This window comes from Methylorubrum zatmanii (assembly GCF_014845115.1).
Taxonomy (GTDB): Bacteria; Pseudomonadota; Alphaproteobacteria; order Rhizobiales; family Beijerinckiaceae; genus Methylobacterium; species Methylobacterium zatmanii.
In genome coordinates this window covers 59,886-86,197 of record NZ_NKUI01000011.1, presented here as the reverse complement: position 1 = coordinate 86,197, position 26,312 = coordinate 59,886, and the positions used below count along the sequence as shown (strand labels likewise).

Here is a 26,312-nt window from a genome sequence, read left to right as displayed (position 1 = left end):
GTCTCACGCTTTCTCGCCGGGGGCCTTCTTCAACTGGCAACCGGTGATGCGCCACTGCCCGTCGGGCTGGCGCTGGAGCGTGTAGAGCGCCACCCAGTCGATGCCCATGTCGTCCTGAAGGCTCAAGGCCTGCGCGATCTCGTCGGCGCCGGTCTCCTCGCCGGTCTCGAAGCGGTAGCTGCGCGGGCGCCGGATCGGGGCGTAACCCTTCTCGACCATGGCGAGGAAGGTTTCGGGCGAGGGAAACAGGCTGCGGATCTGCGGCGCGGCCTCGGCATAGGCCGCCGCCGGATCGTCCCGGCGCAAGGCCGCGATCTGGCGCTCGATGGTCTCTCGGGCAGCCTTGCGGGCGGCTTCGTCGGCGCAGGCCGCGGAACTCGCCAGGGCGAGGGCGATCAGGACGGCGGCACGGCGCATCGGCGGACCCTCCGGGGCTCCGGCGACGGATCTCGTGCCGCGCCGCACCCACAGGCGCTCAACGTCCTCAGCCGGCTTTCGGCTCCGCCGGTTCGTGCAGCCGCCGCCACGCGAACACCGAGAACACGCCGATCAGGCAGAGGGCGATGCCGAACCACGTGAAGGCGTATTGCAGGTGGTTGTTGGGCAGATCGACCCGAAGCTGCCCACCGCGCGGCCAGCCGCCGGGATTGGGGGTCGCATCGGCCTCGATCAGGTAGGGAGCCACCCGCGTCAGCCCCTTCGCGGCAGCGATTCCGGGAATGTCGCGGGTGAACCACGCATCCCGCGCCGGGTCGGATTCCGGCACGAACATCGTGCGCGTCTCGCTGGCCCGGAGCATGCCGGTCACCGTCGTCTCGCCCGAGACCTGGGCGGCGGCCCGGTCGGCGGGGCGCTGCAACTCGGTCGGTACGAAGCCGCGATTGATCAGGATGGTCGTGCCGTCATCCCGCTTCAACGGCGTGAGGACGTAGAAGCCCTGAAGCGCCCGGCCGGGCTCGCCCGGCGCCAGGCCATGCACCAGGGTTTCCTTGTCGTGCAGGAACGTGCCCGTCACCCGCACCCGGCGGAACTCGTCGGCCTTGGCGTCCCAGGCGCCGAAGGGGGGAGGGGCGGCGGGCGGCTCGGCGCGGGAGCGCTCGACGATGCGGGCGATCAGCGCTTCCTTCTCACCCTTGCGGGCGAGCTGCCACGTCCCCAATCCGATCAGGATGGCGAGGCAGACGAGCGTCGCGATCCCCGGCGCCAGCAGGCTGCGCAGGCGCTCGCCCCGCTCGGTCGAGGACAGGGCGGCCACTAGCGGAAGCGCCCCTGTTCGGCCTTGTTGGCGAACTGGATCGCGGCGAGCATGCCCTTGAGCGGGCGCACCATCAGCAGGCTCAAGCCGATGGCGAGGCTGCCGGCCACGAGGGCGTGGACCCAGACCGGCGGCTCGTAGGTGATCTCCATCCAGAGCGCCACGCCCACCACGACGAAGCCGACCGTGGACATCACGAAGAAGGCGGGACCGTCCGCCGAATCGAACACGGTGAAGTCCTGGCCGCAGGCCTCGCAGGCCGGTTTGAAGGCAAGGAAGCCGCGGAACAGGTGCCCCTCGCCGCAGGCCGGGCAGCGTCCGCGCAGGCCGGTCGGGATCGGGGCCGGCGGATGGATGGCGGAACGATTCACGGCTTTGCTCCTGGCTCGGCACCGATATGCTGGAACGGCCGCTGCCGCGCACGTGAAAAAGGGCGGCTCGCGCCGCCCTTCAGGGTTGTCGCCGGTGCAGGGCGACCGATGGGGAGCAGCCTCAGTGGGCCGCGCCGCCGACGCCCGAACCCCAGACGTAGATGGCGGCGAACAGGAACAGCCACACCACGTCGACGAAGTGCCAATACCAGGCGGCGAACTCGAAGCCGAGATGCTGCTTCGGGGTGAAGTCGCCCTTGTAGGCGCGCAGCAGGCAGACGGCGAGGAAGATCGTGCCGATGATGACGTGGGCGCCGTGGAAGCCCGTCGCCATGAAGAAGGTCGAGGAGTAGATCGAGCCCGCGAAGCCGAAATGGGCGTGGGCGTACTCGTAGGCCTGGCAGGCGGTGAAGATCGCGCCGAGGATGATGGTGAGCCACAGGCCCATCTTCAGGCCCTTGCGGTCACCGTGCAGCAGGGCATGGTGAGCCCAGGTCACGGTGGTGCCCGAAGTCAGCAGGATCAGCGTGTTGAGCAGCGGCAGGTGCCAGGGATCGAAGGCCTCGATGCCCTTCGGCGGCCACACGCCGCCGGTGAACTCGACGCGCTGCGCCTGGATCGGGTCGGCGGTGTAGAGGGCGGCCTCGAAATAGGCCCAGAACCACGCCACGAAGAACATCACCTCGGAGGCGATGAACATGATCATGCCGTAGCGGTGGTGAAGCTGGACGACGCGGGTATGGTCACCGGAATTGGCTTCGTGGGTGACGTCCTTCCACCATGCCAGCATGGTGTAGAGCACGCCCAGCGTGCCGGCGCCGAACACGTAGGGACCGACGGCGAGACCGGCGATCGAGAGGCCCTTCATCCAGAAGACGGCACCGAAGGCCATCAGGAACCCGGAGAACGCGCCGATCAGGGGCCACGGGCTCGGGTCGATGATGTGGTAGTCGTGGTTCTTGGCGTGCGCCCCGGCCATCGCGATTCTTCTCCCTCGCCCCTGCCCGTCGCCGCCTGACGGCCGGGCCCTGTTGCCTTGGAGGTTCGGTTGGCCCGAACCTCGGTTGAAAGACCTCTACTGCGCCGCTTGCGTCGTTGTCACGCCAGCGAGCCCCGCGACCCCTCAAAAATTGGTCGTGGAACGGGGCTTGGCCGCTTCGGCCACCGGCGCACCGTTCTTGGACGGGTAGTAGGTGTAGGACAGCGTCATCTCCGAGAGATCGCCGATATCCGGATCCTTGCGCAGGGCCGGATCGACGTAGAACACAAGAGGGAATTCCGCCGATTCACCCGGCTGCAGCGTGTGCTCGTCGAAGCAGAAGCACTGCACCTTGACGAAGTAGCCGCCCATCAATTCGGGCTGAACGTTGAAGACGGCGATCCCGGTCGAAGGGGTCGAGCCGGTATTCGTCACCTTGAAGAACACCGTCGCCGTCTGGCCGGGCACCGCGTCGACGCTGGACTGCTCGGGCTGGAAGCGCCAGGACAGGGCCTTCGACACGTTGGTATCGAAGCGGACCGTCAGCGGCGCGGAGACTTCGCCGGCCGACGCGGTCGGTGCCGCGCCAACGAGGGGCGTGCCGTTGAAACCGGTGGCCTTGCAGAACAGGCTGTAGAGCGGAGCCGAGGCCACGGCGAGGCCGCCCATGCCGAGCACGACGCCGACACAGACCAGCACCGTCCGGCGCGCGCCTCGCGCCACCTGCCTCTGCCTTTCTCCCGCATCCATCATCGGTTCAGGCCCTCAGAGCGGCCGCTGCAGGACCTGCGGCCCGAGCTTGGCGATCGTCAGCACGAAGAACAGCAGGACCAGAGCGCCGAGGGTCAGGGCGATGGCGACGGAGCGGCGGCGGCGGGCCTTGGCCTCCTCCGGCGTCAGCGGGCGGAGCCCGTCCGGGAGATCGGACATCACCGGCCTCACGCCACGACCGCGCGGAACAGGCCGAGCCCCTGCTCGGCCAGCAGGGCGGAGAACAGCAGGAACAGGTAGAGGATCGAGAAGCCGAACAGGCCCATCGCCGCCTTGCGCTCGGGCTCGCCCTCGCGCAGCCGGAACACCTGCACCGCGCCGGCCAGCATGCCGAGGCCGCCGAGCACGCCGACGACGGCGTAGAGCAGTCCGCCGAAGCCGAGCGCCACCGGCGCGAGGCCGAGGGGAGCCAGCAGCAGGGTGTACCAGACGATCTGGCGGCGGGTGGAGTCGGGGCCGGCGACGTTCGGCATCATCGGAATGCCGGCGCGGGCGTATTCACCGCTCTTCACCAGGGCGAGCGCCCAGAAATGCGGCGGGGTCCAGATGAAGATGATCGCGAACAGAATCAGCGATTCGATGCCGACATGACCGGTCACCGCGGCCTGGCCGACCACCGGAGGCAGGGCTCCGGCGGCGCCACCGATGACGATGTTCTGCGCCGTCGCCCGCTTCAGCCACATCGAGTAGATCACGGCGTAGAAGACGATGGTGAAGGCCAGGAGGCCGGCCGCGAGCCAGTTCGAGGCGAGCCCGAGGATCAGCACCGAGCCGACGGACAGGACGATGCCGAAGGCCAGCGCCTCGTCGGGGCGGATGCGCCCGTCGGGGATCGGCCGCTTGGCGGTGCGGGTCATCAGCGCGTCGATATCGGCATCCCACCACATGTTGAGGCAGCCCGAGGCGCCGGCGCCGACCGCGATCATCAGGAGGGAGATCGCGGCGATCACCGGATTCACGGTGGCGTGCGAGACCACCATGCCGACGAGCGCGGTGAAGATCACGAGCACCATCACCCGCGGCTTCAGCAGGGCGAAGAAGTCGGACACCTCGCCGCCTGCGGCGGAGGTGAGCGACGCGGTGCCGGTATCGGCGCCGAGGCTGTTCGACAGGGTCGTCATGGGTACCGTGTGACGCTTGGGTTCCAGGTCTCGGATCGATCTCGGATCGCGCCGTCTCTCGGCGCCGCCCTTTGCGGGAGGCCTCACCGATCTTGCAGCGAGGCCTCCGGGAAAGAGCGAGGACCGCCTCGGCGGTCCTCGCGATCCTGCTTGTCGGGTTGTCTTAGTGGTGGCCCTCGTCGACGATCTTGGGGAGCGTCTCGAACTGGTGGAAGGGCGGGGGCGAGGACAGGGTCCACTCCAGGGTGGTGGCACCCTCACCCCACGGATTGTCCGCGGCGCGGGACTTGGACCGGAACGCCAGGACGATGCCGATCACGAACACGACCATGCCCAGCGCGAAGACGTGGCCGCCCAGCGTCGAGACCTTGTGCCAGCCGGCATAGGCCTCCGGATAGTCGGCATAACGGCGCGGCATGCCGGCGAGGCCGAGGAAGTGCATCGGGAAGAACAGGATGTTCGCACCGATGAAGGCCAGCCAGAAGTGCAGCTTGCCGGCCCATTCCGGGATGACGTGGCCGGTCATCTTCGGGAACCAGTAGTAGACACCGGCGAAGATGATGAACACGGCGCCGAGCGACAGCACGTAGTGGAAGTGCGCGACGACGTAGTAGGTGTCGTGCAGGTACTTATCGACCGCCGAGTTCGCGAGCACGACGCCGGTGACGCCGCCGACCGTGAACAGGAAGATGAAGCCGACCGCCCAGTGCATCGCGGCGGTGAAGCGGATCGAGCCGCCCCACATCGTCGCGATCCAGGAGAAGATCTTCACGCCGGTCGGAACCGCGATCACCATGGTCGCGAAGACGAAGTAGGACTGCGTCTGGAGCGACAGGCCGACGGTGTACATGTGGTGGGCCCACACGACGAAGCCGACGACGCCGATGGCGACCATGGCGTAGGCCATGGCGAGGTAGCCGAAGACGGGCTTGCGCGAGAAGGTGGCGATGATGTGGGAGACGATGCCGAAGGCCGGCAGGATCATGATGTACACTTCGGGGTGACCGAAGAACCAGAACAGGTGCTGGTAGAGCACCGGGTCGCCGCCGCCCTCGGGCGCGAAGAAGGTCGTGCCGAAGTTACGGTCGGTGAGCAGCATCGTGATCGCGCCGGCGAGAACCGGGAGCGACAGGAGCAACAGGAAGGCGGTGACCAGCATCGACCAGGCGAAGAGCGGCATCTTGTGCAGCGTCATGCCCGGGGCGCGCATGTTCAGGATGGTGGTGATGAAGTTGATCGCGCCGAGGATCGAGCCGGCGCCCGAGAGGTGCAGCGCGAAGATCGCGAAATCGACCGCCGGGCCGGGATGGCCGGCCGCGGACGAGAGCGGCGGATAGACGGTCCAGCCGGTGCCCGCGCCGTTGGCGCCGGGCGAGCCCTCGACGAACAGCGAGCAGGCGAGGCTGGCGAAGCCGGCCACCGTCAGCCAGAACGAGATGTTGTTCATCCGCGGGAAGGCCATGTCCGGCGCGCCGATCATCAGCGGGACGAACCAGTTGCCGAAGCCGCCGATCAGGGCGGGCATCACCATGAAGAACACCATGATGAGGCCGTGGCCGGTGACGAACACGTTGTAGGTCGCCGGGTTGGAGAAGTACTGGAGCCCGGGCTCCTCCATCTCCATGCGGATGCCGAAGGACAGGAACGCGCCGATGATGCCCGCCATGAAGGCGAACACGAGGTAGAGCGTGCCGATGTCCTTGTGGTTCGTGGAGAGGAACCAGCGGGAGAAGAAGGACGGCTTGTGGTCGTGGTGGGCGTCATGCCCGGCATGTGCTGTGGCGGTGGCCATCGATCCTTGCCTTAATCCGGATGTCTGTCGCCTCTGGCGAAGGGAGGTCCGGCCGGGGCACCCGGCCCCGGCCCGGTTGAAGCGTCAGCGGGCGTCCGCGAGACGGGCGCCGTTGTCGATCGCGGCGTACTTGGTCTTCGCCTCGGTCAGCCAGTCGGCATAGGCCTGCTCGCTCACCACGCGCACGGTGATCGGCATGTAGGCGTGACGGGCGCCGCACAGCTCCGAGCACTGGCCGTGATAGGTGCCCTCACGGTCGGCCTTGAACCACCACTGGTTCAGGCGGCCGGGGACGGCGTCGATCTTGCCGCCGAAGGAGGGGATCGCCCAGGAGTGGATCACGTCGCCGGAGGTGACCTGCATCTTCACGACCTTGCCGACCGGAACGACCACGTCGTTGTCGGTGGCGAGCAGCTTGGGCTGCTGCTCCTCGTCGACGTTGGCGTCGAATGTGAAGCCGCCCTTGTCGCCCTCGGCCGGATACTCGTACGACCAGTACCAGGCATGGCCGATCACCTTGACCACGACGTCGGCCTTGGGGTCGGAGAGCTGGCCACGCAGCAGGCGGAAGGACGGGATGGCCACGGCCACGAGGATCAGCACCGGGACGATGGTCCAGGCGACCTCGATCATGGTGTTGTGCGTGGTGCGCGAGGGAACCGGGTTCGCCTTCTCGCTGAACTTGAACACGCAGTAGAGGATCAGGGCGAGAACGAAGAGCGAGATGATGAAGGCCAGCCAGTGCAGGCCGTTCTCGAACAGATTGATGTCTGCGGCCAGTTCCGTCACCGGCACCTGGCGGCCCATCTGCCACGGCTCGGGCTGGCCGATGCCAGCCGCGAGGGCGGAGGAAGACGGGACGAGAAGAGCGCCGAGTGCGGCGATCCCCCACGATGAACGATGTTGCGCCTGCGTCGTCCGCATGTCCCCGCCTGGCTCCCCTGATGCCTATGGTTTGTTGACCCTTGAATTCACGGACTGGCGTCGCAAATCCTGAGGGCTGTCCGGCCGTTATGCCGGCCTTGCCAATTCCGGCTCGACCGTGTCGCTGCCGGATGGGCGATCGCGACGTAGAACCATACTGATCGTAAAACCGCAACCACAACAGCGCCGCCAAGCGTCGCATGGACGCGGATCAGCCTTGCGCGGCCGAGCTTTCGCTCGTTTCCGAGTTTTTTCGAGGGATGTGGATGGCGGACGCGGCTCACGATTTCAACGACCATGACGGCGTGAACGGACCGGCCACAGCAGTGAAGGTCGGAACCCTGGTCGTCGCCTACGACGAGCCGGAAGCGCGACCGGATTCGCGCGCGCTCGCCGTCGAGATGCCGGTCAACGTCGTCTACGGCACCGTGCCCTACGCCGTGATGATGACCACGCCCGCCGACCTCGAAGACTTCGCCTACGGCTTCAGCCTGACCGAGGGCGTGATCGAGACGCCCGACGAGATTCGCGGCGTGTCGGTGGAGCCGGGAGAGGGCGGCCTGCGGCTCATGGTCGATCTCGCGCCGGGGCGCCTGCGCGAACACCTCGCCCGAAAGCGGGCGATCAGCGGGCGCACCGGCTGCGGCGTCTGCGGGGTCGAGGATCTCGCCGCGCTGCCGACCGCCAAGGCTCGCTCGGGAAAGGGGCCGCAGGTGACCCTGGCGGCGATCCAGACGGCGCTCACCGCCCTGTCCGACCGCCAGACCCTCAACCGCGAGACCCGCGCGGTGCATGCCGCCGGCTGGGCCCGGCTCGACGGCAGCCTCGCGGCCGTGCGCGAGGATGTGGGCCGCCACAACGCGCTCGACAAATGCATCGGCGCGCTGCTGCGCGAGGGCGTGCGGCCGGACGAGGGATTTCTCGTCATCACCAGCCGCTGCTCCTTCGAGATGGCGGAGAAGGCCGCGACCCTCGGCGCCTCGGTGCTGGTGGCGATTTCGGCGCCAACCTCGCTGGCCATCGAGCGGGCGCGCTGCCACGACATGACGCTCTGCGCCATCGCCCGCTCCGACACGCTCACCGTCTTCTCAGGGCGCGAGCGGCTGCTGCTAGCGGGGGAGGGCGCCTGAACCGCCGCCGGCCGCCTTGGCCGGCGCGCCCTCAATTCGCACCGGCCTCGCCGCTGCCGCCGGGCACCACCGTCGCGCCGCCGATCACCCGCACGTTCTTGCGGCCGCCATCGGCCGGCGGATCCTGCCACTCCTTCTTCGCGGGAGGCGCCGCCTCGGCGGTCTTGGCCGGCTCTTTCGGCTGCTCCTTGGCCGCCTCTGCGGCCGGCGCCGCCTTGCCGGGCTCGGGCTTCGTCTCAAGCTTCGGCTCGACCGCCCTGGCTGTCTTCGGTTCGGACTTCGCCGCCGGCGTCATCGCCTCCGAACCGGACTTGCCCTGACGCAGGGTCGGCTCGGGGGCGGGCGGAGCGATCCGCGCCTGGGACGGCAGCTTCGGCGACAGTGCGGCGCGCGTCGCCCGCCGCACCGCCTCGGGACGGGCGGCCGCGTCGGGGTTCAGTCCCAACGGATTGGCTTCCGGCCGGGCGGAAGGCGCAACCCGCTCGGCCCGCACCGTGCGACCGGCCTCGCGCTCCGCACCGGGGGGAGCGCTGCGGAGGGCAGGAACCGAGGGAATGTCGGCGGGAGGCACGATGCGCTCGGCCTCGCGCAGACGGCGCGGCTGCATGTCTTCCTCGGTCCAGCCATAGCCCGGCGCCGCCGGACGCGGGCGGTCGGACGGATAATAGGCGGCGCCGAGGGGTTCGCGCCCGATCACCTCGCCGTCGCGGGCATCGACCACGAGGCGCACCCGCAGGCCGCGCGGCCCCGTCGCCTCGACGCGATAGGCCCGGCCGTCGTAGCGGGGACGGCTTACTTCGGTGAAGCCGCGATCCCGCAGGCCCTCGACGATCTCCCGCGGCCTGAGCAGATCCTCATCCTCGACGACGTAGCCGCGCGGCGGTCCGTAGACCTCGCGATAGAAGCCTTGCGCATGCGCGGCTGACCAGCCGGCTCCCGTCAGGAGCAGGGCGGCGAACCCGCCGTGAAGAGCACGACCCAGCGCCGCTCGGCCGGGGGCATGACGGCTCGAAGCCATAAGGACCTCTCGAACCCAGATCATCGGTGAAGGGAAGGCCCCGGGGGCCCGCTGTTGACCGCGAGGTCCCCCGGCGTCACGGCAGACGCGATCCCCGCATTCCTCCGTGTCGGCAACGATTTCTAAACGAATGAATGGGGCGACAATGGGGACCGCCATCCTCGATGACGGCCCGGCCGGCACACCGGGCCGGGCCCGACACCGCGGCGCGCAGGCCGGTCGGGTGCACTGCGCGTATTCGAGCCATGTTCAAAAGGCCGGCCATGGCTTAATCCGCCCCCTTGCTGGAATGGCTGAAATCTGGCAACGTCCTCCTATAGGACAGCAAGACTGTCCCATTTGTCGCGCTTGGCCGTCGGGCGAGCTTTGGGGATTCCTCACGTGATCGACGTGACGTCCGAACGAGCTGATAAACCGGTGACCGCCAAGGCGATCCGGGCGAGCGCCGGCTGAGCAAGCCGGGGTTTCAGCCCGCGGGTTGGCGGGCGATTCCGGCAGGAAGCACCCGACCAGACCCGACTCGGTATAAAGAAGGCGGCGGCCCGGACACCGATGGTGTGCGGGCACGAAACATGCTCGCGTGCGGGCAGGGTCGGAGATGTGCGGACGATGCGTGAAATCCCGTCTGAACTGTCGGTGCCGGTGGCGAGCGGCGAGACCATCGCCCCGTCGCGTGTCGGCGCGACGCCGCTGATCCTGCGCGATCCCGCCTTGCCGGGGGCGCAGGGCGTCTACAATCCCGCCCACGAGCGCGACGCCTGCGGTGTCGGCTTCGTCGCGGACATGCACGACCGGCGCAGCCACACCATCGTCGAGCAGGGTCTCAAGATCCTGGAGAACATCGACCACCGTGGCGCGGTCGGTGCCGACCCGACCATGGGCGACGGTTGCGGCATTCTCACCCAGATCCCGCACGGCTTCTTCGCCGAGGAATGCTCGCGCCTCGGCTTCGAGCTGCCGCCGGCCGGCGAATACGCCATCGGCCAGTTCTTCCTGCCGAAGGATCCCGAAGCGCGCGGCATCATCAAGGACATCGTCGAGAAGACCCTCGCCGACGAGGGCCTGCCCCTGCTCGGCTGGCGCGACGTGCCGGTGGATTCCACCGATCTCGGCAAGGCGGTGAAGGAAACCGAGCCGCACCACCAGCAGCTCTTCATCGGCCGCCCGGCCAGTGTCTCCGACCAGGACGCCTTCGAGCGGCGCGTCTACATCGCCCGCAAGGTGATCTCGACCAAGGTCTACGGTTCGGGCGACCAGCGTCTGATGGAGTTCTATCCCGTCTCCGTGTCGAGCCGGACCGTGGTGTACAAGGGCATGGTGCTCGTGCACCAGCTCGGCCACTACTATCTCGACCTGAAGGATCCGCGCTACGTCTCGGCGCTGGCCCTCGTCCACCAGCGCTTCGCCACCAACACCTTCCCGACTTGGCGCCTGTCGCACCCCTACCGGATGGTGGCGCATAACGGCGAGATCAACACGCTGCGCGGCAACGTGAACTGGATGGCCGCGCGCCAGGCCAGCGTCGATTCCGAGCTGTTCGGCAACGACATCTCGAAGCTCTGGCCGATCTCCTACGAGGGCCAGTCCGACACCGCCTGCTTCGACAACGCCCTCGAATTCCTCGTCCAGGGCGGCTACTCGCTCGCCCATGCGATGATGATGCTGATCCCGGAGGCCTGGGCCGGCAACCCGCTGATGAGCGAGGAGCGGCGCGCCTTCTACGAGTACCACGCCGCCCTGATGGAGCCGTGGGACGGCCCGGCCGCCGTTGCCTTCACCGATGGCCGCCAGATCGGCGCGACGCTGGACCGCAACGGCCTGCGGCCGGCCCGCTACATCGTCACCGATGACGGCCTCGTCGTGCTCGCCTCCGAGATGGGGGTGCTGCCGATCCCGGACGAGAAGATCGTCCAGTCCTGGCGCCTGCAGCCGGGCCGGATGCTGCTGATCGACCTGGAGAAGGGCCGCATCGTCTCCGACGAGGAGATCAAGGGCGAGCTGGCCGGCGCGCATCCCTATTCCGAGTGGGTGAGGAACACCCAGATCGTGCTGGAGGAGCTGCACCCGATCCAGCCGCGGGCCTCGCGCACGGACGTGTCCCTGCTCGATCGCCAGCAGGCCTTCGGCTACACCCAGGAAGACCTGAAGCTGCTCATGGCTCCGATGGCCGTGACCGGCCAGGAGGCCGTCGGCTCCATGGGCTCGGATACGCCGCTCTCGGCGCTCTCCGACAAGCCGAAGCTGCTCTACACCTATTTCAAGCAGAACTTCGCGCAGGTCACCAACCCGCCGATCGACCCGATCCGCGAGGAGGCCGTGATGAGCCTCGTCTCGTTCATCGGGCCGCGTCCGAACCTGCTCGACATGGAAGGGGCCTCGCGCCGCAAGCGGCTCGAGGTGCGCCAGCCGATCCTCACCAACGGCGACCTGGAGAAGATCCGCTCGATCTCGCATTTCGAGGATCGCTTCGACACCAAGACCCTCGACATCACCTACCCCGCCGAAACTGGCGCGGCGGCGATGGAGGGCGCGCTCGATCGCCTGTGCGACCGGGCCGAGGTCGCGGTGCGCGGCGGCTACAACATCATCATCCTGTCCGACCGGATGGTGGGGCCGGACCGCATCCCGATCCCGGCGCTGCTCGCCACCGCGTCGGTGCACAACTACCTGATCCGCAAGGGCCTGCGCACCTCGGTCGGCCTCGTGGTCGAGTCGGGCGAGCCGCGCGAGGTGCATCACTTCGCGTGTCTGGCCGGCTACGGCGCCGAAGCCGTGAACCCCTATCTCGCCTTCGAGACGCTGATCGCGATGAAGGACGAGTTCCCGCCGGACCTGACCGACGACGAGATCATCTCCCGTTACATCAAGTCGATCGATAAGGGCCTGCTGAAGGTCATGTCCAAGATGGGCATCTCGACCTACCAGTCCTATTGCGGCGCGCAGATCTTCGACGCGATCGGCCTCAACTCCGACTTCGTGGCGCGGGACTTCTTCGGCACGGCGACCACCATCGAGGGCATCGGCATGGCCGAGGTCGCGCAGGAGACGGCCCTGCGCCACCGCGACGCCTTCGGCGACGCGCCGATCTACCGCAACGCCCTCGATGTCGGCGGCGAGTACGCCTACCGCCTGCGCGGCGAGACCCACACCTGGACGCCGGACACGGTGGCCACGCTGCAGCACGCGGTGCGCCTCGGCGCGGCCGAGCGCTACCGCGAATATGCCCGGCTGGTGAACGAGCAGGAGAACCACCTCAAGACCCTGCGCGGCCTGTTCCGCATCAAGGGGGCGGAGGAACTCGGCCGTCGGCCGGTCGATCTCGCCGAGGTCGAGCCGGCCTCCGAGATCGTCAAGCGCTTCGCCACCGGCGCGATGTCCTACGGGTCGATCTCGAAGGAGGCGCACGAGACGCTCGCCATCGCGATGAACTCGTTCGGCGGTCGCTCCAACTCGGGCGAGGGCGGCGAGGAGCCGCGCCGGTTCGTGCCGGGGCCGGACGGGCGCTCGCGCCGCTCCGCCATCAAGCAGGTCGCCTCGGGCCGCTTCGGTGTCACCACCGAGTATCTCGTCAACGGCGACATGATCCAGATCAAGGTCTCGCAGGGCGCCAAGCCCGGCGAGGGCGGCCAGCTGCCCGGCCACAAGGTCGACGCCAAGATCGCCAAGGTCCGCTACGCCACGCCGGGCGTCGGCCTGATCTCGCCGCCGCCGCACCACGACATCTACTCGATCGAGGATCTGGCCCAGCTGATCTTCGACCTGAAGAACGTGAACCCGGCGGCCGACATCTCGGTCAAGCTGGTCTCCGAGGTCGGCGTCGGCACGGTCGCCGCCGGCGTCGCCAAGGCGCGCGCCGACCACATCACCATCTCCGGCTTCGACGGCGGCACGGGCGCGGCCCCGCTGACCTCGATCAAGCATGCCGGCGGCCCGTGGGAGACCGGCCTCGCCGAGACCCAGCAGACCCTGGTGATGAACGGCCTGCGCGGCCGCGTCGCGCTCCAGGCCGATGGCGGCATCCGCACCGGCAAGGACGTGATGATCGCGGTGCTGCTCGGGGCCGATCAGATCGGCTTCTCGACCGCGCCGCTGATCGCGGCCGGCTGCATCATGATGCGCAAGTGCCACCTCAACACCTGCCCCGTGGGTGTCGCCACCCAGGACCCGGTGCTGCGCAAGCGCTTCAAGGGCACCCCTGAGCACGTCATCAACTACTTCTTCTTCGTGGCCGAAGAGCTGCGGGAGCTGATGGCGGCGATGGGCTTCACCAAGCTCGAAGACCTGATCGGTCGCTCCGATCTCCTCGACAAGCGCGAGGCGATCGAGCACTGGAAGGCCCGTGGGCTCGACTTCTCGAAGCTGTTTCACCGTCCCGATGTCGGGTCGGAGGTGGCGATCCGCCATGTCGAGACGCAGCACCACCCCATCGATACGGTGCTCGACCGCCGCCTGATCGCGGGGGCCCAGAACGCCATCGAGACCGGCGAGGCGGTCGTGCTCACCGACGTGATCCGCAATTCGGATCGCGCGGCGGGCGCCATGCTCTCGGGCGCGGTGGCGAAGAAGCACGGCCATGACGGCCTGCCCGACGACACCATCGTGGTGAAGCTCAACGGCACCGCCGGCCAGAGCTTCGGCGCATGGCTCGCGGCGGGCGTGACCCTCGACCTGACCGGCCACGGCAACGACTATGTCGGCAAGGGCCTCTCGGGCGGCAAGCTGATCATTCGTCCGAGCGAGGCGCTGAAGGCGACCTCCGCCCATACGATCATGGCCGGCAACACCGTGCTCTACGGGGCGATCGCGGGCGAGTGCTACATCCGCGGCGCGGCCGGTGAGCGCTTCGCCGTCCGCAACTCCGGCGCCATCACCGTGGTCGAGGGCATGGGCGACCATGGCTGCGAGTACATGACCGGCGGCGTCGTGGTCTCCATCGGCGTCACCGGCCGCAACTTCGCGGCGGGCATGTCCGGCGGCATCGCCTACGTGCTCGACGAGGACGGCTCGTTCCGCGACCGCTGCAACCTGTCGATGGTCGATCTGGAGCCGGTGGAGGAAGAGGACGACATCATGCGCCGCTTCCACCAGGACGGCGACCTGGAGACCAAGGGCCGGGTCGACATCCTGGCGGACATGTCGGGTCACGACGAGGAGCGGCTGTCGCAGCTTCTCACCAACCATCTCAAGTATACCGGCTCGCCGAAGGCCAAGCAGATCCTCGACGATTGGGCGGGCTACCGCACCAAGTTCGTCAAGGTGATGCCGGTCGAGTACCGCCGGGCCCTGCGCGAGATGGAAATGGCGCGGATGCCGGTGGCGGCGGAGTAGGGAGACGGGCGCGATGGCCGAGCCGACGACGCGAGTGCGCCTCGTCCGGACAGCGGGCGGACAGAGGCTCGACATCCCACCCGGCTTCATGCTGGGCGGGGACGAGGCGATCCTCCGCACGGACGGTGATCGTCTCATCGTCGAGCCCGTCGCCGTACCGTCGCTCCTCGCCGTTCTCGGCACCCTCGACGATCTCGATGAGGATTGGCCGGAGATCGAGGATGGACCGCCGGACGATGTCCGGCTGTGAGCGCCTCCAACGAAACTCCCGTCGCGCCCCGTGTGAGCGCGGTCGGTGGTGGTGAGTTTCGCGGGGCGCTGTGAATGCGGTATCTGCTCGACACCAACATCCTTTCGGCGCTCGTCCGCTCGCCGAGAGGGCCGGTGGCCGAACGGATCGGACGCGTCGGCGAGGCGCGTCTTTATACGAATGTCATCGTCGCGGCCGAACTTCGCTACGGTGCCACCCGAAAGGGCTCGGAGCGGCTGTCTCGGCAGATCGAGGCGGTACTCGGAGCGATCCCGATCGAAGCTTGGCGCGAGCCGTTCGACCGGGCTTACGCGGAACTGCGTTCCGGACTCGAGCGGGCCGGGACGCCGATCGGTGCGAACGATCTGCTCATAGGGGCTCAGGCGCTGGCGGACGGCAGCGTTCTGGTGACGGACAACACGAGGGAGTTCGAACGGATCACCGGTCTGACGATCGAGAACTGGCTGCGGCCCTGATCGATCGATTCTACACGGTGCGACGGACGCTCCTCGCGACAGGCAAAGCGGCGCGATTGGACTGATCGATGGGCAAGGTCACAGGGTTCCTCGAATACGACCGGCAGGAGCAGAAGTATCAGCTCGCCGCCGACCGCGTGCGGCACTTCCGCGAGTTCACGCTGCCGCTCGACGAGCACGACCTCTCCAAGCAGGCCGCGCGCTGCATGGATTGCGGCATTCCGTTCTGCCATGGGCCGACCGGCTGCCCGGTCCACAACCAGATCCCGGACTGGAACGACCTCGTGTTCCAGTCGGATTGGGAGGAGGCCTCGCGCAACCTCCACTCCACCAACAACTTCCCGGAATTCACCGGCCGCGTCTGCCCCGCGCCCTGCGAGGAGGCCTGCACGCTGAACCTCGAGAACCAGCCGGTCGCCATCAAGACGATCGAGCAGGCCATCGCGGATCGCGCCTGGAACATGGGCTGGGTCAAGCCCGAGCCGTCGGCGACCCGCACCGGCAAGCGCGTGGCGGTGATCGGCTCCGGCCCGGCCGGCATGGCCGCGGCCCAGCAGCTCGCCCGCGTCGGCCACGACGTGCATGTCTATGAGCGCGAGCCGAAGGCCGGCGGCCTGCTGCGCTACGGCATCCCCGACTTCAAGATGGAGAAGCGCCATATCGACCGGCGCGTGAAGCAGATGGAAGCCGAGGGCGTGGTCTTCCACTACAAGTCCCATGTCGGGGTCAACGTCCCGCTCGAAGAGCTGACCAGCCAGTTCGACGCCGTGCTGTTCTGCGGCGGCGCCGAGGAACCGCGCAACCCGCAGCTTCCGGGCCAGGAGCTCGACGGCGTGCATTACGCCATGCCCTATCTGGTGCAGTCGAACCGCCGGGTCGGCGCGGAGCCGATGCCGGGCAACGGTGAACTGCCGATCCTGGCCGCCGGCAAGAACGTCGTCGTCATCGGCGGCGGCGACACGGCGTCCGACTGCGTCGGCACCGCCTTCCGCCAGGGCGCGCTCTCGGTCACCCAGCTCGACATCCGCCCCCGTCCGCCGGAGCGGGAGGACAAGCTGACGGTGTGGCCGTATTGGCCGACCAAGATGCGCACCTCGTCGAGCCAGGCGGAGGGCGCCGAGCGCGAGTTCCAGGCCGCCACCCTTCGGCTCGAAGGCAACAGCAAGGGCCGGCTCACCGGCGTGGTCTGCGCCCGCGTCGACGAGAAGCGCCAGCCGATCGAGGGCAGCGAGTTCGTGCTGCCGGCCGACCTCGTGTTCATGGCGATCGGCTTCGCCGGCTCCGTGCGCAAGGGCCTGCTCGACGAGTCGGGTGTGGCGGTGGACAAGCGCAGCAACGTCGTCGCCGACGATCAGACCTACCTGACCTCCAATCCGAAGATCTACGCCGCCGGCGACATGCGCCGGGGCCAGTCCCTGGTGGTCTGGGCGATCCGCGAGGGCCGTCAGGCCGCGCGCGCGATCGACGAGGCGCTGATGGGCTCGACCGTGCTGCCGCGGTAAGCCCCGCGTCCTATCGAACGTTCATGGGGCCATCGCCGAAAGGGGATGGCCCTTTTTGCTGCGCCTCACCGGGGCGGGCTGTCGGCTCCTGTGACCTCACGCCCCTCCCACCGGTAGCTCGATCCGTCGCGGATGATCCGGCCGCGGGACGAAAGATGCATGCCGGCCACATCGAGCCCCTCGACGGCAGCCCGGTCGAGAATGTGCCGACGGGTGGCGACCGCCTCCGCCGGATCGGCATCCCAGATCACGGTCCAATCCGGGTGCGGCATCTGCAGCACGCGGGAGTGGATGATGTCGCCCCAGATCAGCAGCCGCTCCGATCCGTCCTCGATCAGCAGGCCCGCATGGCCGGGCGTATGTCCCGGCAGGGGAAGGAAGGAGATGCCGGGCGCGAGTTGGGCTTGGCCGGTGACGCGGCGTGTCCGGCCGGCATAAGCCGCCAGCACCGCCTGCGCGGTGTCGAAGAACGGCGTCATCGCCGCCGGCGCCCGGGCACGCGCCCCGGCATCCGACCAGTAGGCGACTTCTCGCTCCTGAAGCACCACCTCCGCATCGGAGAAGCGGGCGCGACCGTCCTGCGTGAGCAGGCCGCCCGCGTGATCCGCATGGAGATGGGTCAGCCAGACGGTGCCGATCTGATCGGGACTCACGCCCTCCGCTCGGAGTGCCGTTGTCACCCGGTCGAAGCCCGGTCCCAGAACCGTTCCGCAGCCGGCATCGAGCAGCCAGAACCGCTCATCGCGCCGGATCAGGAATGCGTTGACAGGCTCCGGTGAGGGACCGCCCGGCGGAAGGCCGGCGCGCGTGAGCAGGACCCTCCCGGCTTCGTTGTCGGCAGCCGGAATCATGCTGGGCTGAAGCGGAAACAGACCGTCGCGCAGCGGCGTGACGGTATAGGCGCCGACGCGATAGGCGGAGGAGGGGATTGCCTTCGCACCGGCGATTCTCAGGAACGGCAGGCACGCACCCGCAGCGAGCACGGATCGGCGGGAGGGCAGGAAGGACATCGACGGCAGGTCCTGAATTCACGGGGGATCGGGATCCTGGCGGGCTTCCTCGCGGCCGCCCAGGGAAGGACACCCGCTGTCGCACGGGCATTTTTCCCGAGCGTGCCTTGCATCCCTTGCGCTTCGGACGGCTGCCGGTGCCAATTTCGGGCTCGACCCACGACCGGTGACCCCGATGAGCCTGCCCGCGCACCTCGCCCTGCGCCTTCTGATCGTCACGCTGCTCTGTCTGTCGGGCGCCGTCGTCTGGACCGTCCGGGAGACCCGCACCGGTCTGCGCGAGGAGGCCGCGGTCTCGGCGGATCGGATCGCGGCCCAGCTCTCCCGGCAGCCGGGGCTCGGCAGTGTCGGGCCCGTAGCGTTGCCGCTCAGCGAGCCGCAGGCCGAGCCGACCGTCCTGATGATCCTCCCGGGCATCTGCACCGAGATCCGCCTCGGCGCCGAGACCCCGCGCCGGCTCTGCGGCGACTGGGACGGTCTCGGCACAGCACCGGCCTGGATCACGGGCGCCCTGGCGGCGGGGGCCGGCGGCGAGCCGGTGATCCGGGAGATCGTCTATCGCGGGCGCCGCCTCGGCAGCGTCGCGGCCTGGCCCGATCCCGCCGCCGCCGCGGGCCGCGCGTGGCGGCAGATGCACTTCGCGAGCGGCCTCGCCCTGTCGCTCGCCGGCACCACCGCGCTCCTCGGCTGGCTCTCCGCCGCCCGCCTCGTCGCGCCGGCGAGCCGGATCGTCCACGGCCTCGACGGCTGCGATGCCGGCCGCTCCCCTCCGCCTCTGCCGCGCTTCAGGGCCGTGGAGTTCGACCGGATCGCCACCGCCTTCAACGCCCTGGCGGAGCGCCTGACCCGCGCCGAGAGTGAGCGTATGGCCTTGATGCGGCGGCTGGTTCAGGTGCAGGAAGAGGAGCGCCAGAGCCTTGCCCGCGACCTGCACGACGCCTTCGGCCAATGCCTCGCCGCGGCAGGCGCGCTCGCGGCGGCCATCGAGGCGGGCGCCCCCGAGGACCGCGACGACCTGCGTGCCGACGCCGCCGGCATCGAGACCGTCATCGGGGCCATGCGCGAAAGTCTGCGCGGCGCCCTGACCCAGCTCGCATTGCCCGATCTCTCCGGGACCGGCCTGGGCGAGGGCCTGCGCGGGCTCGTCTCCGATTTGCAGGGACGGCTGCGGACCGGCCCAAGCCTGCATCTCGACGTAACGGGCGATCTGACCGGCCTGTCGGCGCAAGCCGCCGCGAGCCTCTACCGGATCGCGCAGGAGCTCCTGACCAATGCCCTGCGGCACGGTCAGCCGAGCCGGATCTTCCTGCGTCTGCGGCGAAGCGATGCCGGCGAGCGGCCGGTGATGCTGATCGTGGACGACGACGGCGGAGGCGAGGCCGCCAGCATCGTCGGTGGGGCGGGCCGTGGCCTTCCCGGTATCCGGGCGCGGCTCGCGGTGCTCGGTGGCGACCTGTCGCTCACCGGAAACGGCAATGGCATCCGCGCCTGCGCCACCGTTCCCATCCGCTGCTGAGGCGAGCGATGCCGACGATCCTCCTCGTCGACGACCATCCCGTCGTGCGCGAAGGCTACCGCCGCCTGCTCGAACGGCAGCCGGGCTTCACCGTCGTGGCGGAGGCCGAAACCGCAGCGGAGGCCTACCGCCTCTACAAGGCACAAGCGCCGGACCTCGTGATCCTCGACCTGTCGCTGCCGGGGCCGAGCGGCATCGAGGCGATCCGGCATATCCGGCAATGGGACGACGCGGCCCGCATCCTCGTGTTCAGCATGCGCACCGGGGCCGCCAGCGCGCGCCAAGCCTTCGCCGCGGGCGCGAGCGGCTATGTCAGCAAGGCCAGCCCGCCGCGGGCCCTGCTGACGGCCGTCGCGGGCGTCCTGTGCGGGGAGCGCGCCATGAGCCCCGACATCGCCCTGGCGATTGCGCAGGACGAGGTGGCCGGCGGGCGGAGCGCCCTCGACGAGCTCAGCCCACGCGAGGTCGAGATCCTCGGCATGACGGCCGCAGGCGCGACGGCGCAGGCGGTCGCCGAGGCGCTGTGTCTCAGCCTCAAGACGGTTCAGAACAATCTCTCGCTGATCCGGACCAAGCTCGGCGCCCGCACGGACGCCCATCTGGTCTGGATCGCCGTCGGCGCCGGGCTCGTGGCGTCTCCGCCCGGCCCGCCATCCACGGAGGATTGAACCGCCCGACGTCTTCCCGATGGGCGGGGGACCGAGGAGATCGGCGGGAATGCCGGCGATGGACCGTCATCGTTGACACGTCCGCTCCTCGCGCCTCCCGCAACAACTCATCCCAACTCATCCCGGCGGCCAACGGAAATCGTCCGCCCGGCCCGGCTGGGGCAGGGGGGCGGCGCCGCGCTGGAGGCTGCGTTCGCGGGTGCCGGTGGCGTCGCCCTCGTGCGGGCGGCCGGTGAGCAGGGTGCCGCCGGGTGAGATCTCGGGGCGGCCGAGGGGCACCACCGGCCCCGCCGCCGGCTTGACCGGCAGGCTGGGGATGCCCGGCGGTTCGGGCAGGCTCGGCAGCATCGCGGTGATCTTGCGGTCGATGGCCGCCGTGTCGTCGCTGCCCAAACCCGCGCCGCCCTCGCTCGGCGTCGCCGCGACGGCGGCGGCGGGCTGTTCGGAGGGCAGGCCGCCCTTCTCGCCCAACAGACGCTTCAGCTCGACATCGGCGAAATGGGCGACCTTGCGGGAGCCGGCGGCGGTGAAGTGGATGCCGTCCGAAGTCCGCAGCCGCGCCTCCTGGCCGTCCACGTCGGGCCCCGAGACGGTGAAGCGGTTGCGGTCGTCGACGAAGCCCGGCCAGACATCGACAAAGGATTGGCCGGCCCTCTGCACCCGCTCGCGCACGAGGTCGTTGATCGCCGCGAAATCGCGGCTCAACGTCTCGCTGCGCACCGGCGGCAGGCCAACCCAGATCAACGGGATCTTGCGGTCGGCGAAGACCTTCACGACAGCATCGACCCGGGCGGCGTAGAGTTCGCGCCACTTGTCGGACAGCGCCTCGTAGGTCTGGTCGCCGTCACGGATCGCCTGCCGGTCGTTCACGCCGACCATCATCAGGGCATAGGACAGGTTGGGTGTCGCCTTGAGGGCCTCCTCGGCGCTCTTGGCCCAATCGACCAGATCCTTGCGCACGAGCCCGCTGTCGTTCTTCGAGCGGTCGAGCACCGCGACATCGGCATTGTCGGTGAAAGCCTCGTCGATGCCTTTGGCGAGGTAGCTCGCCAGTGAATCACCGAACACCGCGACCTGGGTCGTGGGTGCCGTCTTCGTCACCTTGGGCTTGGATGGCGCGACGGTCGGCGCCGGGCTCGGCCGGCGTCGGCGCGCCGCCCGCTCCTCGTCAGAGCGTCCGGCCGTCGCGGGTGCGCGCTGGCGCGGCGGCCGGGCATAACCGGGGGGCGCCTGCTGCGGCGGCGCGGGCTGGGCGCGGGGCTGGTCCTCCCAGGGCCAGTAGAACTGGCGCGGCGCCTCTTGCGGCGGAGGCGGCGCGGCCCTGCGGGCCGGCGCCCGGCCGTAGCCGTACTCGTCGGCATAGCCCTGCCGCGCCCGGCGGCGCGGGGGAGGGGCATAATAGGGATCGGCCGAGGGCGCGTCGTAGCTGTCGCCCCATTGCGCGGCCGCCGGCTGCGGCGCCGTGAGGCAGGCTACGGCGAGCCCGAGGATGGCGAAGGCGAGAAGGCCGAGGATCGCGGGAAGACGCGACAGCGCCCAGCGACCGGTCGGGCGGCGTTCCATACGGGAGAGCCTCACGCGGAATGGGAAGGCGGACTGAGCCGATCTGATGTCGGCACAGGATAACGCAGGCAAGGCGGCGCGTCTAAGGCCGCCCCTCCAATCGCTCCAGGACAGACGGCCGGGCATAGCCATCGGCGGGCAGCCCCTCGCGGATCTGGTATTGCCGCACGGCCTCGCGCAGCCTGGGGCCAGCGCGCCCGTCCTGCTCGCCGTCATAGAGCCCCTGCGCCGCGAGGCCGGCCTGAAGGCGCTTCAGGCCCGGACCGTCGAGGCGCGCCGCGCCGTTCGGCCAGGGCGCGGCGAGGGCGGGCCCGCCCGCCAGACGGTCGGCGAGATGGCCGACCGCCAACGCGTAGGAATCGCTGGTGTTGTAGCCACGGATCACCTCGAAATTGTCGGTGATGAGGAAGACCGGCGCGCCGAGCCCGCCCGGCAGGAACAGGCTCGCCTCGCCCTCGGCGGGCAGGGGCTTGCCATCGGTGCGGCGCAGGCCGCGCGCCGCGAAGTCGGAGAGCCGCCCGCGATAGCGGCTCAGGTCGAAGCCGGCGGGCAGGCGGACCTCGTAGCCCCAGGACAAACCGGGCTTCCAGCCGAGGGAGCGCAGGTAATGGGCGATGGAGGCGAGGGCGTCGGCTTCCGAACGCCAGATGTCGCGCCGGCCGTCCCCGTCGAAATCGACCGCCTCCCGCAGGTAGACCGAGGGCAGGAACTGCACCTGTCCCATGGCGCCGGCCCAGGAGCCGACCATGCGCGCGGGCTCGATATCGCCGTTCTCCAGGATCTGGAGGGCGGCGAGCAACTCGTCGCGAAACAGGCTGCCGCGATGCCGGGCATAGGCGAGGCTCGCCAGCGACCGGATGGTCGGCAGGGAGCCGGCGCTCGCCCCGAAATCCGATTCGACGCCCCAGAAGGCCAGCACGACCGAGCGCGGCACGCCGGTCTTCGCCTCGATGGCCGCGAGGGTGGCGGAGAGCCGCTTGGCCTGCGCCTGCCCCCTGGCGATGCGACCCGGCGAAACCGCACCGACGAGGTAATCCCAGACCGGGCGGCTGAACTCGCCCTGGCGGCGGGTGCGGGCGATGACGGCGTTATCGGGGCCGCTGACGTCGGCGAAGGCCGCCTCGACGGTTTTGCGCGAGACGCCGCGCGCCTCGGCATCGGCACGCACCCCCGCGACGAAGCGGGCGAAGTCGTCGCCCTGCGCCCGCGCCGGGCCGAGGGCGGCGAAGAAAGTGGCGAAGAGAGTGGCGAAGAGGGCGAGCGCCAGGGCGGCGAGGGCTGCCCTCACCGCCGGTTCCGCTTCGCCAGGGAATCCTCCCAGGCGAAGGCCTGGGCGACGATGGCATCGAGGTCGTCGTGTTTCGGCACCCAGCCGAGTTCGTTTCGGATCCGGTCGGCGCCGGCGATGATCTGGGCCGGATCGCCGGGGCGGCGGGGCGAGAGGCGCACCTCGAAGTCGCGGCCGGAGATGCGCTTGACCACCTCCACCACTTCCAGCACCGAGTAGCCCCGGCCGTAGCCGCAATTGAGCGTCAGGCTCTCTCCGCCGCCACGCAGGTGGTTCAGCACCACCATATGGGCCTCCGCCAGATCCGACACTTGGATGTAGTCGCGCAGGCAGGAGCCGTCACGGGTCGGGTAATCGGTGCCGAACACCTCGAGATGGCTGCGCTGACCCAGGGCCGCCTGGGTCGCGACCTTGATCAGGTGGGTGGCATTGGGCGTCGATTGGCCGGTGCGCCCGCGCGGATCGGCCCCGGCCACGTTGAAGTAGCGTAAGATCCCGTAGCTGAAGCCGTGGGCGGCGGCCGCATCGGCGAGCATCCACTCGCTCATCAGCTTCGAGCGGCCGTAAGGGTTGATCGGGTTCGTCTCCAGCGTCTCGGGCACCGGCACCACGGTGGGCTCGCCGTAGACGGCCGCCGTGGAGGAGAAGATGAAATGCTTCACCCCTGTGCGCGCCGCGGTCTCGATCAGCGCCCGCGTCTTGACCGTGTTGGCGAGATAGTAGCCGAGGGGATCGGCGACCGAATCCGGCACCACGATCCGGGCGGCGAAATGCGCGACCGCGTCGATCCGGTGGCGCAGGATGGTCTCGGTGACGAGGGCTTGGTCGGCGACATCGCCGACGACGAGGCGCACCTCCGGGGGCAGGGCCCAGTCGAAACCGGTCGAGAGGTCGTCGAGCACCACGACCTCCTCGTGGCCGGCATCGACCAGGGCCAGCACCATGTGGCTGCCGATATAGCCCGCGCCACCCGTGACCAGAACCGCCATCGTCCTTTCCCCCCTCTTTCGCCCCGCTGGCCCGGCGGCCGATGCCTCAGGCAGGCTCGCTGTCGCAAAAAATCACTCGCCGCACCACCGTCAGCCGGCCGCATCGCCGCAACCTCGGGGCATTGACCGATCTGGAATAACGAAAAACGGCCAATTAAACCCAAGCGGGGCTGTTGCTGGCCATCTGCGTGCTATTTGAGGTCCATCGATAAGGGCGCATGTCGACACACGCCACAAACGGGTCCCGCCACATGAAACGAATTCGTAAGGCCGTCCTTCCCGTCGCCGGCCTCGGCACACGCTTCCTGCCGGCGACCAAGGCGGTGCCCAAGGAGATGCTCACCGTCGTGGACCGCCCCGTCGTCCAGCATGTCGTCGATGAGGCCCGGGAGGCGGGCATCGAGCACTTCATCTTCGTGACCGGCCGCGGCAAGGCAGTGATCGAGGACCATTTCGATATCGCGTTCGAACTCGACCATATGCTGCAGGAGCGCGGGAAGCAGGCGGCCTACGAAGAGTTGAAGAAGGATCTGCCCCAGGCGGGACAGACCAGCTTCACCCGCCAGCAGGCGCCCCTCGGCCTCGGCCACGCGGTCTGGTGCGCCCGCGAGATCGTCGGCGACGAGCCCTTCGCCGTGCTTCTGCCCGACATGCTGAGCCGCGGCTGCATGGCGCAGATGCTCAAGGCCTACGAGCAGCATGGCGGCAACGTCATCGCCGTGGAGGAGGTGAAGCCGGAGGAGACCCACCAATACGGCATCGTCGCCGTCGGCGAGACCTTCGGCCAGACCTTCGAGATCACCGGCATGGTCGAGAAGCCGAAGCAGGGCACCGCCCCTTCGAACTTCATCATCTCCGGCCGCTACATCCTCCAGCCCGAGATCTTCTCGATCCTCGAGCGGGGCGAGAAGGGCGCCGGGGGCGAGATCCAGCTCACCGACGCCATGATCCGCCTGTCCGAGCAGCAGAAATTCTACGGGATGCGCTTCGACGGGCGCACCTACGACACCGGCTCGAAGATCGGCTTCCTCACCGCCAACATCGCCTACGGCCTTCAGCGCCCCGAACTGGCCGAGGCGCTGAAGGCGGAGATCCGTACCCTGCTCGGCGAGGCCTGAAGCGGTTCCATGCACACACCCGTCGCAGCCATGCGCTGAGCGCATGTGAAAACGTTATCATTTTCCTTGCAAATGGTGCGGCGCGATGCGATTTGTGCATTGCGAGATCGCGATGGCGTCGCGGTCCCGCAGCCCTTCTTGGGCGTTTCCTCCCTAGACTTCGGGCCGTCCTTCGGGGCGGCCTTTTTTCTTGGCCGATCCCCTGAGCGGCCCGTTCGAGAACGCCTATTCCGCAGCGATGCGGAGGGGTGCCGCGTCGGCCATCTCGGCGGCAATGCCGGCGATCACCGCCGCGAGGTTCTCGGCCAAGTTCGCAAACCCCGCCGTGAGGGCGAGCGACTGCTCGTTCATGTAGAGCGCGCGGTTGATCTCGATCTGGAGGGCGTGCCTCCCCAATCCGGGCTCACCGTAATGCTCGGTGATGAAGCCGCCGGCATAGGGCTTGTTGCGCACCACCTTGTAGCCCAGCGCCCGCAGGCGCTCCTCCGCTCCGCTCATGAGAGCGGGCAGGCAGGCAGCGCCGAAGCGGTCACCCAGCACGAAATCGGCCTGGGCGCTCTCGTCACGGCCGAGGCTCGACGAAGGCATCGAATGACAATCGATCAGGAAAGCCCGGCCGAAGGTGCGGGCGGTGCGGTGAATCAGGCCGCGCAGGGTGCGGTGATACGGCTTGTAGAGCGTCTCGATGCGCCGCACCGCCTCCTCGACCGGCAGCTTCTCCCGGTAGATCTCCTGACCGTCGGCCACGATGCGCGGCACCGTGCCGAGGCCGCCGGCGACCCGCATGGACCGGGTGTTGGCGAAGGAGGGCAGGCGCCCCAGGAACATGCGCGGATCGAGCTCGTAGGGCTCGCGGTTCACGTCGAGATAGGCCCGGGGAAAGTTCGCCCGCATCAGCGGCGCGCCGAGCCCGACCACGGAAGCGAACAGCCGGTCGACATGGGCGTCCTCCGAGCGACGCAAGGCCAGGGCGTCGAGCCGCGAGGCGGCGAGGAAGGAGGCCGGGTAATGGGCGCCGGAATGAGGGGCGTTGAAGACGAAGGGGATGGCGTGTTGCGCCGGCTCGTCCACGACGAAGGGTGGATCGAACGTCTCGGGACCGTCTGAGGGGGAGTGGCTCATCGAGACGCGGGGGCCGAAGCGTGGCACGGAGGAAACATCCCGCCACTTTGCGGCGCTCCGCCCGCCCTGTCCACCATGCGCCGCAAGAGGCCGCAGCAGGGGCCACGCCGCCGCGTGCGGC

General features: G+C 69.1%; 23 protein-coding genes. 8 read left to right on the top strand and 15 right to left on the bottom strand.

The window, feature by feature from the left end:
- Positions 1-3: 3 nt before the first annotated feature.
- From MZTS_RS01825 to coxB, 9 genes are all read right to left on the bottom strand, one after another.
- Positions 4-417 carry a DUF4864 domain-containing protein gene (locus MZTS_RS01825; protein ID WP_009866430.1) on the bottom strand — a complete coding sequence of 138 codons (414 nt, stop codon included), beginning with the start codon at positions 415-417 and terminating at the stop codon, positions 4-6.
- A gap of 67 nt (positions 418-484) precedes the next feature.
- On the bottom strand, positions 485-1,255 hold the full coding sequence (locus MZTS_RS01820) for an SURF1 family cytochrome oxidase biogenesis protein (protein WP_192280832.1): 771 nt from the start codon (positions 1,253-1,255) through the stop codon (positions 485-487).
- On the bottom strand, positions 1,255-1,626 hold the full coding sequence (locus MZTS_RS01815; RefSeq protein WP_009861955.1) for a DUF983 domain-containing protein: 372 nt from the start codon (positions 1,624-1,626) through the stop codon (positions 1,255-1,257). The genes MZTS_RS01820 and MZTS_RS01815 overlap by 1 nt, the downstream gene beginning before the upstream one ends.
- A 121-nt stretch (positions 1,627-1,747) precedes the next feature.
- The gene (locus tag MZTS_RS01810) at positions 1,748-2,605 is read right to left on the bottom strand and encodes a cytochrome c oxidase subunit 3 (RefSeq protein WP_192280829.1); all 858 of its coding nucleotides are present in this window, start codon (positions 2,603-2,605) and stop codon (positions 1,748-1,750) included.
- 144 nt (positions 2,606-2,749) lie between these two features.
- Complete coding sequence (locus MZTS_RS01805) at positions 2,750-3,358, bottom strand: cytochrome c oxidase assembly protein (RefSeq protein ID WP_192280826.1); 609 nt, start codon at positions 3,356-3,358, stop codon at positions 2,750-2,752.
- A gap of 12 nt (positions 3,359-3,370) precedes the next feature.
- Positions 3,371-3,535, bottom strand: a complete 165-nt coding sequence (locus tag MZTS_RS01800) for a hypothetical protein (RefSeq protein WP_192280823.1) — start codon at positions 3,533-3,535, stop codon at positions 3,371-3,373.
- A gap of 8 nt (positions 3,536-3,543) precedes the next feature.
- The gene (locus MZTS_RS01795; protein WP_192280820.1) at positions 3,544-4,497 is read right to left on the bottom strand and encodes a heme o synthase; all 954 of its coding nucleotides are present in this window, start codon (positions 4,495-4,497) and stop codon (positions 3,544-3,546) included.
- 163 nt (positions 4,498-4,660) lie between these two features.
- Positions 4,661-6,289: a cytochrome c oxidase subunit I gene (ctaD, locus tag MZTS_RS01790; protein WP_192280817.1), complete on the bottom strand. Its 1,629-nt coding sequence runs from the start codon at positions 6,287-6,289 to the stop codon at positions 4,661-4,663.
- A gap of 84 nt (positions 6,290-6,373) precedes the next feature.
- On the bottom strand, positions 6,374-7,213 hold the full coding sequence (coxB, locus tag MZTS_RS01785) for a cytochrome c oxidase subunit II (protein WP_009863216.1): 840 nt from the start codon (positions 7,211-7,213) through the stop codon (positions 6,374-6,376).
- A gap of 266 nt (positions 7,214-7,479) precedes the next feature.
- On the opposite strand from coxB, the gene fdhD reads away from it, so the two are divergent.
- Positions 7,480-8,343 (top strand): formate dehydrogenase accessory sulfurtransferase FdhD, encoded by an 864-nt coding sequence (gene fdhD, locus MZTS_RS01780; protein ID WP_192280814.1) that lies wholly within the window; start codon positions 7,480-7,482, stop codon positions 8,341-8,343.
- 31 nt (positions 8,344-8,374) lie between these two features.
- On the opposite strand, the gene MZTS_RS01775 is transcribed toward fdhD, so the two are convergent.
- On the bottom strand, positions 8,375-9,361 hold the full coding sequence (locus MZTS_RS01775) for a PepSY domain-containing protein (RefSeq protein WP_192280811.1): 987 nt from the start codon (positions 9,359-9,361) through the stop codon (positions 8,375-8,377).
- A gap of 609 nt (positions 9,362-9,970) precedes the next feature.
- Here MZTS_RS01775 and gltB point away from each other — a divergent pair.
- The 4 genes from gltB to MZTS_RS01755 all read left to right on the top strand — a co-directional run bounded on the left by gltB (position 9,971) and on the right by MZTS_RS01755 (position 16,917).
- Positions 9,971-14,689: a glutamate synthase large subunit gene (gltB, locus tag MZTS_RS01770; protein ID WP_192280808.1), complete on the top strand. Its 4,719-nt coding sequence runs from the start codon at positions 9,971-9,973 to the stop codon at positions 14,687-14,689.
- 13 nt (positions 14,690-14,702) lie between these two features.
- Positions 14,703-14,939 (top strand): antitoxin, encoded by a 237-nt coding sequence (locus MZTS_RS01765; protein ID WP_192280805.1) that lies wholly within the window; start codon positions 14,703-14,705, stop codon positions 14,937-14,939.
- 74 nt (positions 14,940-15,013) lie between these two features.
- A complete protein-coding gene (locus tag MZTS_RS01760; protein ID WP_009862724.1) occupies positions 15,014-15,415 on the top strand; it encodes a type II toxin-antitoxin system VapC family toxin in 402 nt (133 codons plus the stop codon).
- 68 nt (positions 15,416-15,483) lie between these two features.
- A complete protein-coding gene (locus MZTS_RS01755; protein ID WP_192280803.1) occupies positions 15,484-16,917 on the top strand; it encodes a glutamate synthase subunit beta in 1,434 nt (477 codons plus the stop codon).
- A 65-nt stretch (positions 16,918-16,982) separates the two neighbouring features.
- Here MZTS_RS01755 and MZTS_RS01750 read toward each other — a convergent pair whose 3' ends face one another.
- A complete protein-coding gene (locus MZTS_RS01750) occupies positions 16,983-17,927 on the bottom strand; it encodes an MBL fold metallo-hydrolase (protein WP_009864094.1) in 945 nt (314 codons plus the stop codon).
- A gap of 175 nt (positions 17,928-18,102) precedes the next feature.
- Between MZTS_RS01750 and MZTS_RS01745 the strand changes: the two genes are divergently transcribed.
- Both MZTS_RS01745 and MZTS_RS01740 read left to right on the top strand, forming a co-directional pair.
- Complete coding sequence (locus tag MZTS_RS01745; RefSeq protein WP_192280800.1) at positions 18,103-19,443, top strand: sensor histidine kinase; 1,341 nt, start codon at positions 18,103-18,105, stop codon at positions 19,441-19,443.
- An 8-nt stretch (positions 19,444-19,451) separates the two neighbouring features.
- The gene (locus tag MZTS_RS01740; protein WP_009864274.1) at positions 19,452-20,111 is read left to right on the top strand and encodes a response regulator transcription factor; all 660 of its coding nucleotides are present in this window, start codon (positions 19,452-19,454) and stop codon (positions 20,109-20,111) included.
- Positions 20,112-20,228: 117 nt separating this feature from the next.
- On the opposite strand, the gene MZTS_RS01735 is transcribed toward MZTS_RS01740, so the two are convergent.
- From MZTS_RS01735 to galE, 3 genes are all read right to left on the bottom strand, one after another.
- A complete protein-coding gene (locus MZTS_RS01735) occupies positions 20,229-21,674 on the bottom strand; it encodes an SGNH/GDSL hydrolase family protein (protein WP_192280798.1) in 1,446 nt (481 codons plus the stop codon).
- 82 nt (positions 21,675-21,756) lie between these two features.
- Complete coding sequence (locus MZTS_RS01730; RefSeq protein WP_192280796.1) at positions 21,757-22,962, bottom strand: lytic murein transglycosylase; 1,206 nt, start codon at positions 22,960-22,962, stop codon at positions 21,757-21,759.
- The gene (galE, locus tag MZTS_RS01725) at positions 22,959-23,951 is read right to left on the bottom strand and encodes a UDP-glucose 4-epimerase GalE (protein WP_192280793.1); all 993 of its coding nucleotides are present in this window, start codon (positions 23,949-23,951) and stop codon (positions 22,959-22,961) included. The genes MZTS_RS01730 and galE overlap by 4 nt, the downstream gene beginning before the upstream one ends.
- Before the next feature lie 251 nt (positions 23,952-24,202).
- On the opposite strand from galE, the gene galU reads away from it, so the two are divergent.
- Positions 24,203-25,069: a UTP--glucose-1-phosphate uridylyltransferase GalU gene (gene galU / locus MZTS_RS01720; RefSeq protein ID WP_192280790.1), complete on the top strand. Its 867-nt coding sequence runs from the start codon at positions 24,203-24,205 to the stop codon at positions 25,067-25,069.
- Between the two features lie 225 nt (positions 25,070-25,294).
- Here the strand turns inward: galU and MZTS_RS01715 are convergent, their stop codons facing one another.
- Complete coding sequence (locus MZTS_RS01715) at positions 25,295-26,191, bottom strand: N-formylglutamate amidohydrolase (protein WP_192280867.1); 897 nt, start codon at positions 26,189-26,191, stop codon at positions 25,295-25,297.
- Positions 26,192-26,312: the final 121 nt, after the last annotated feature.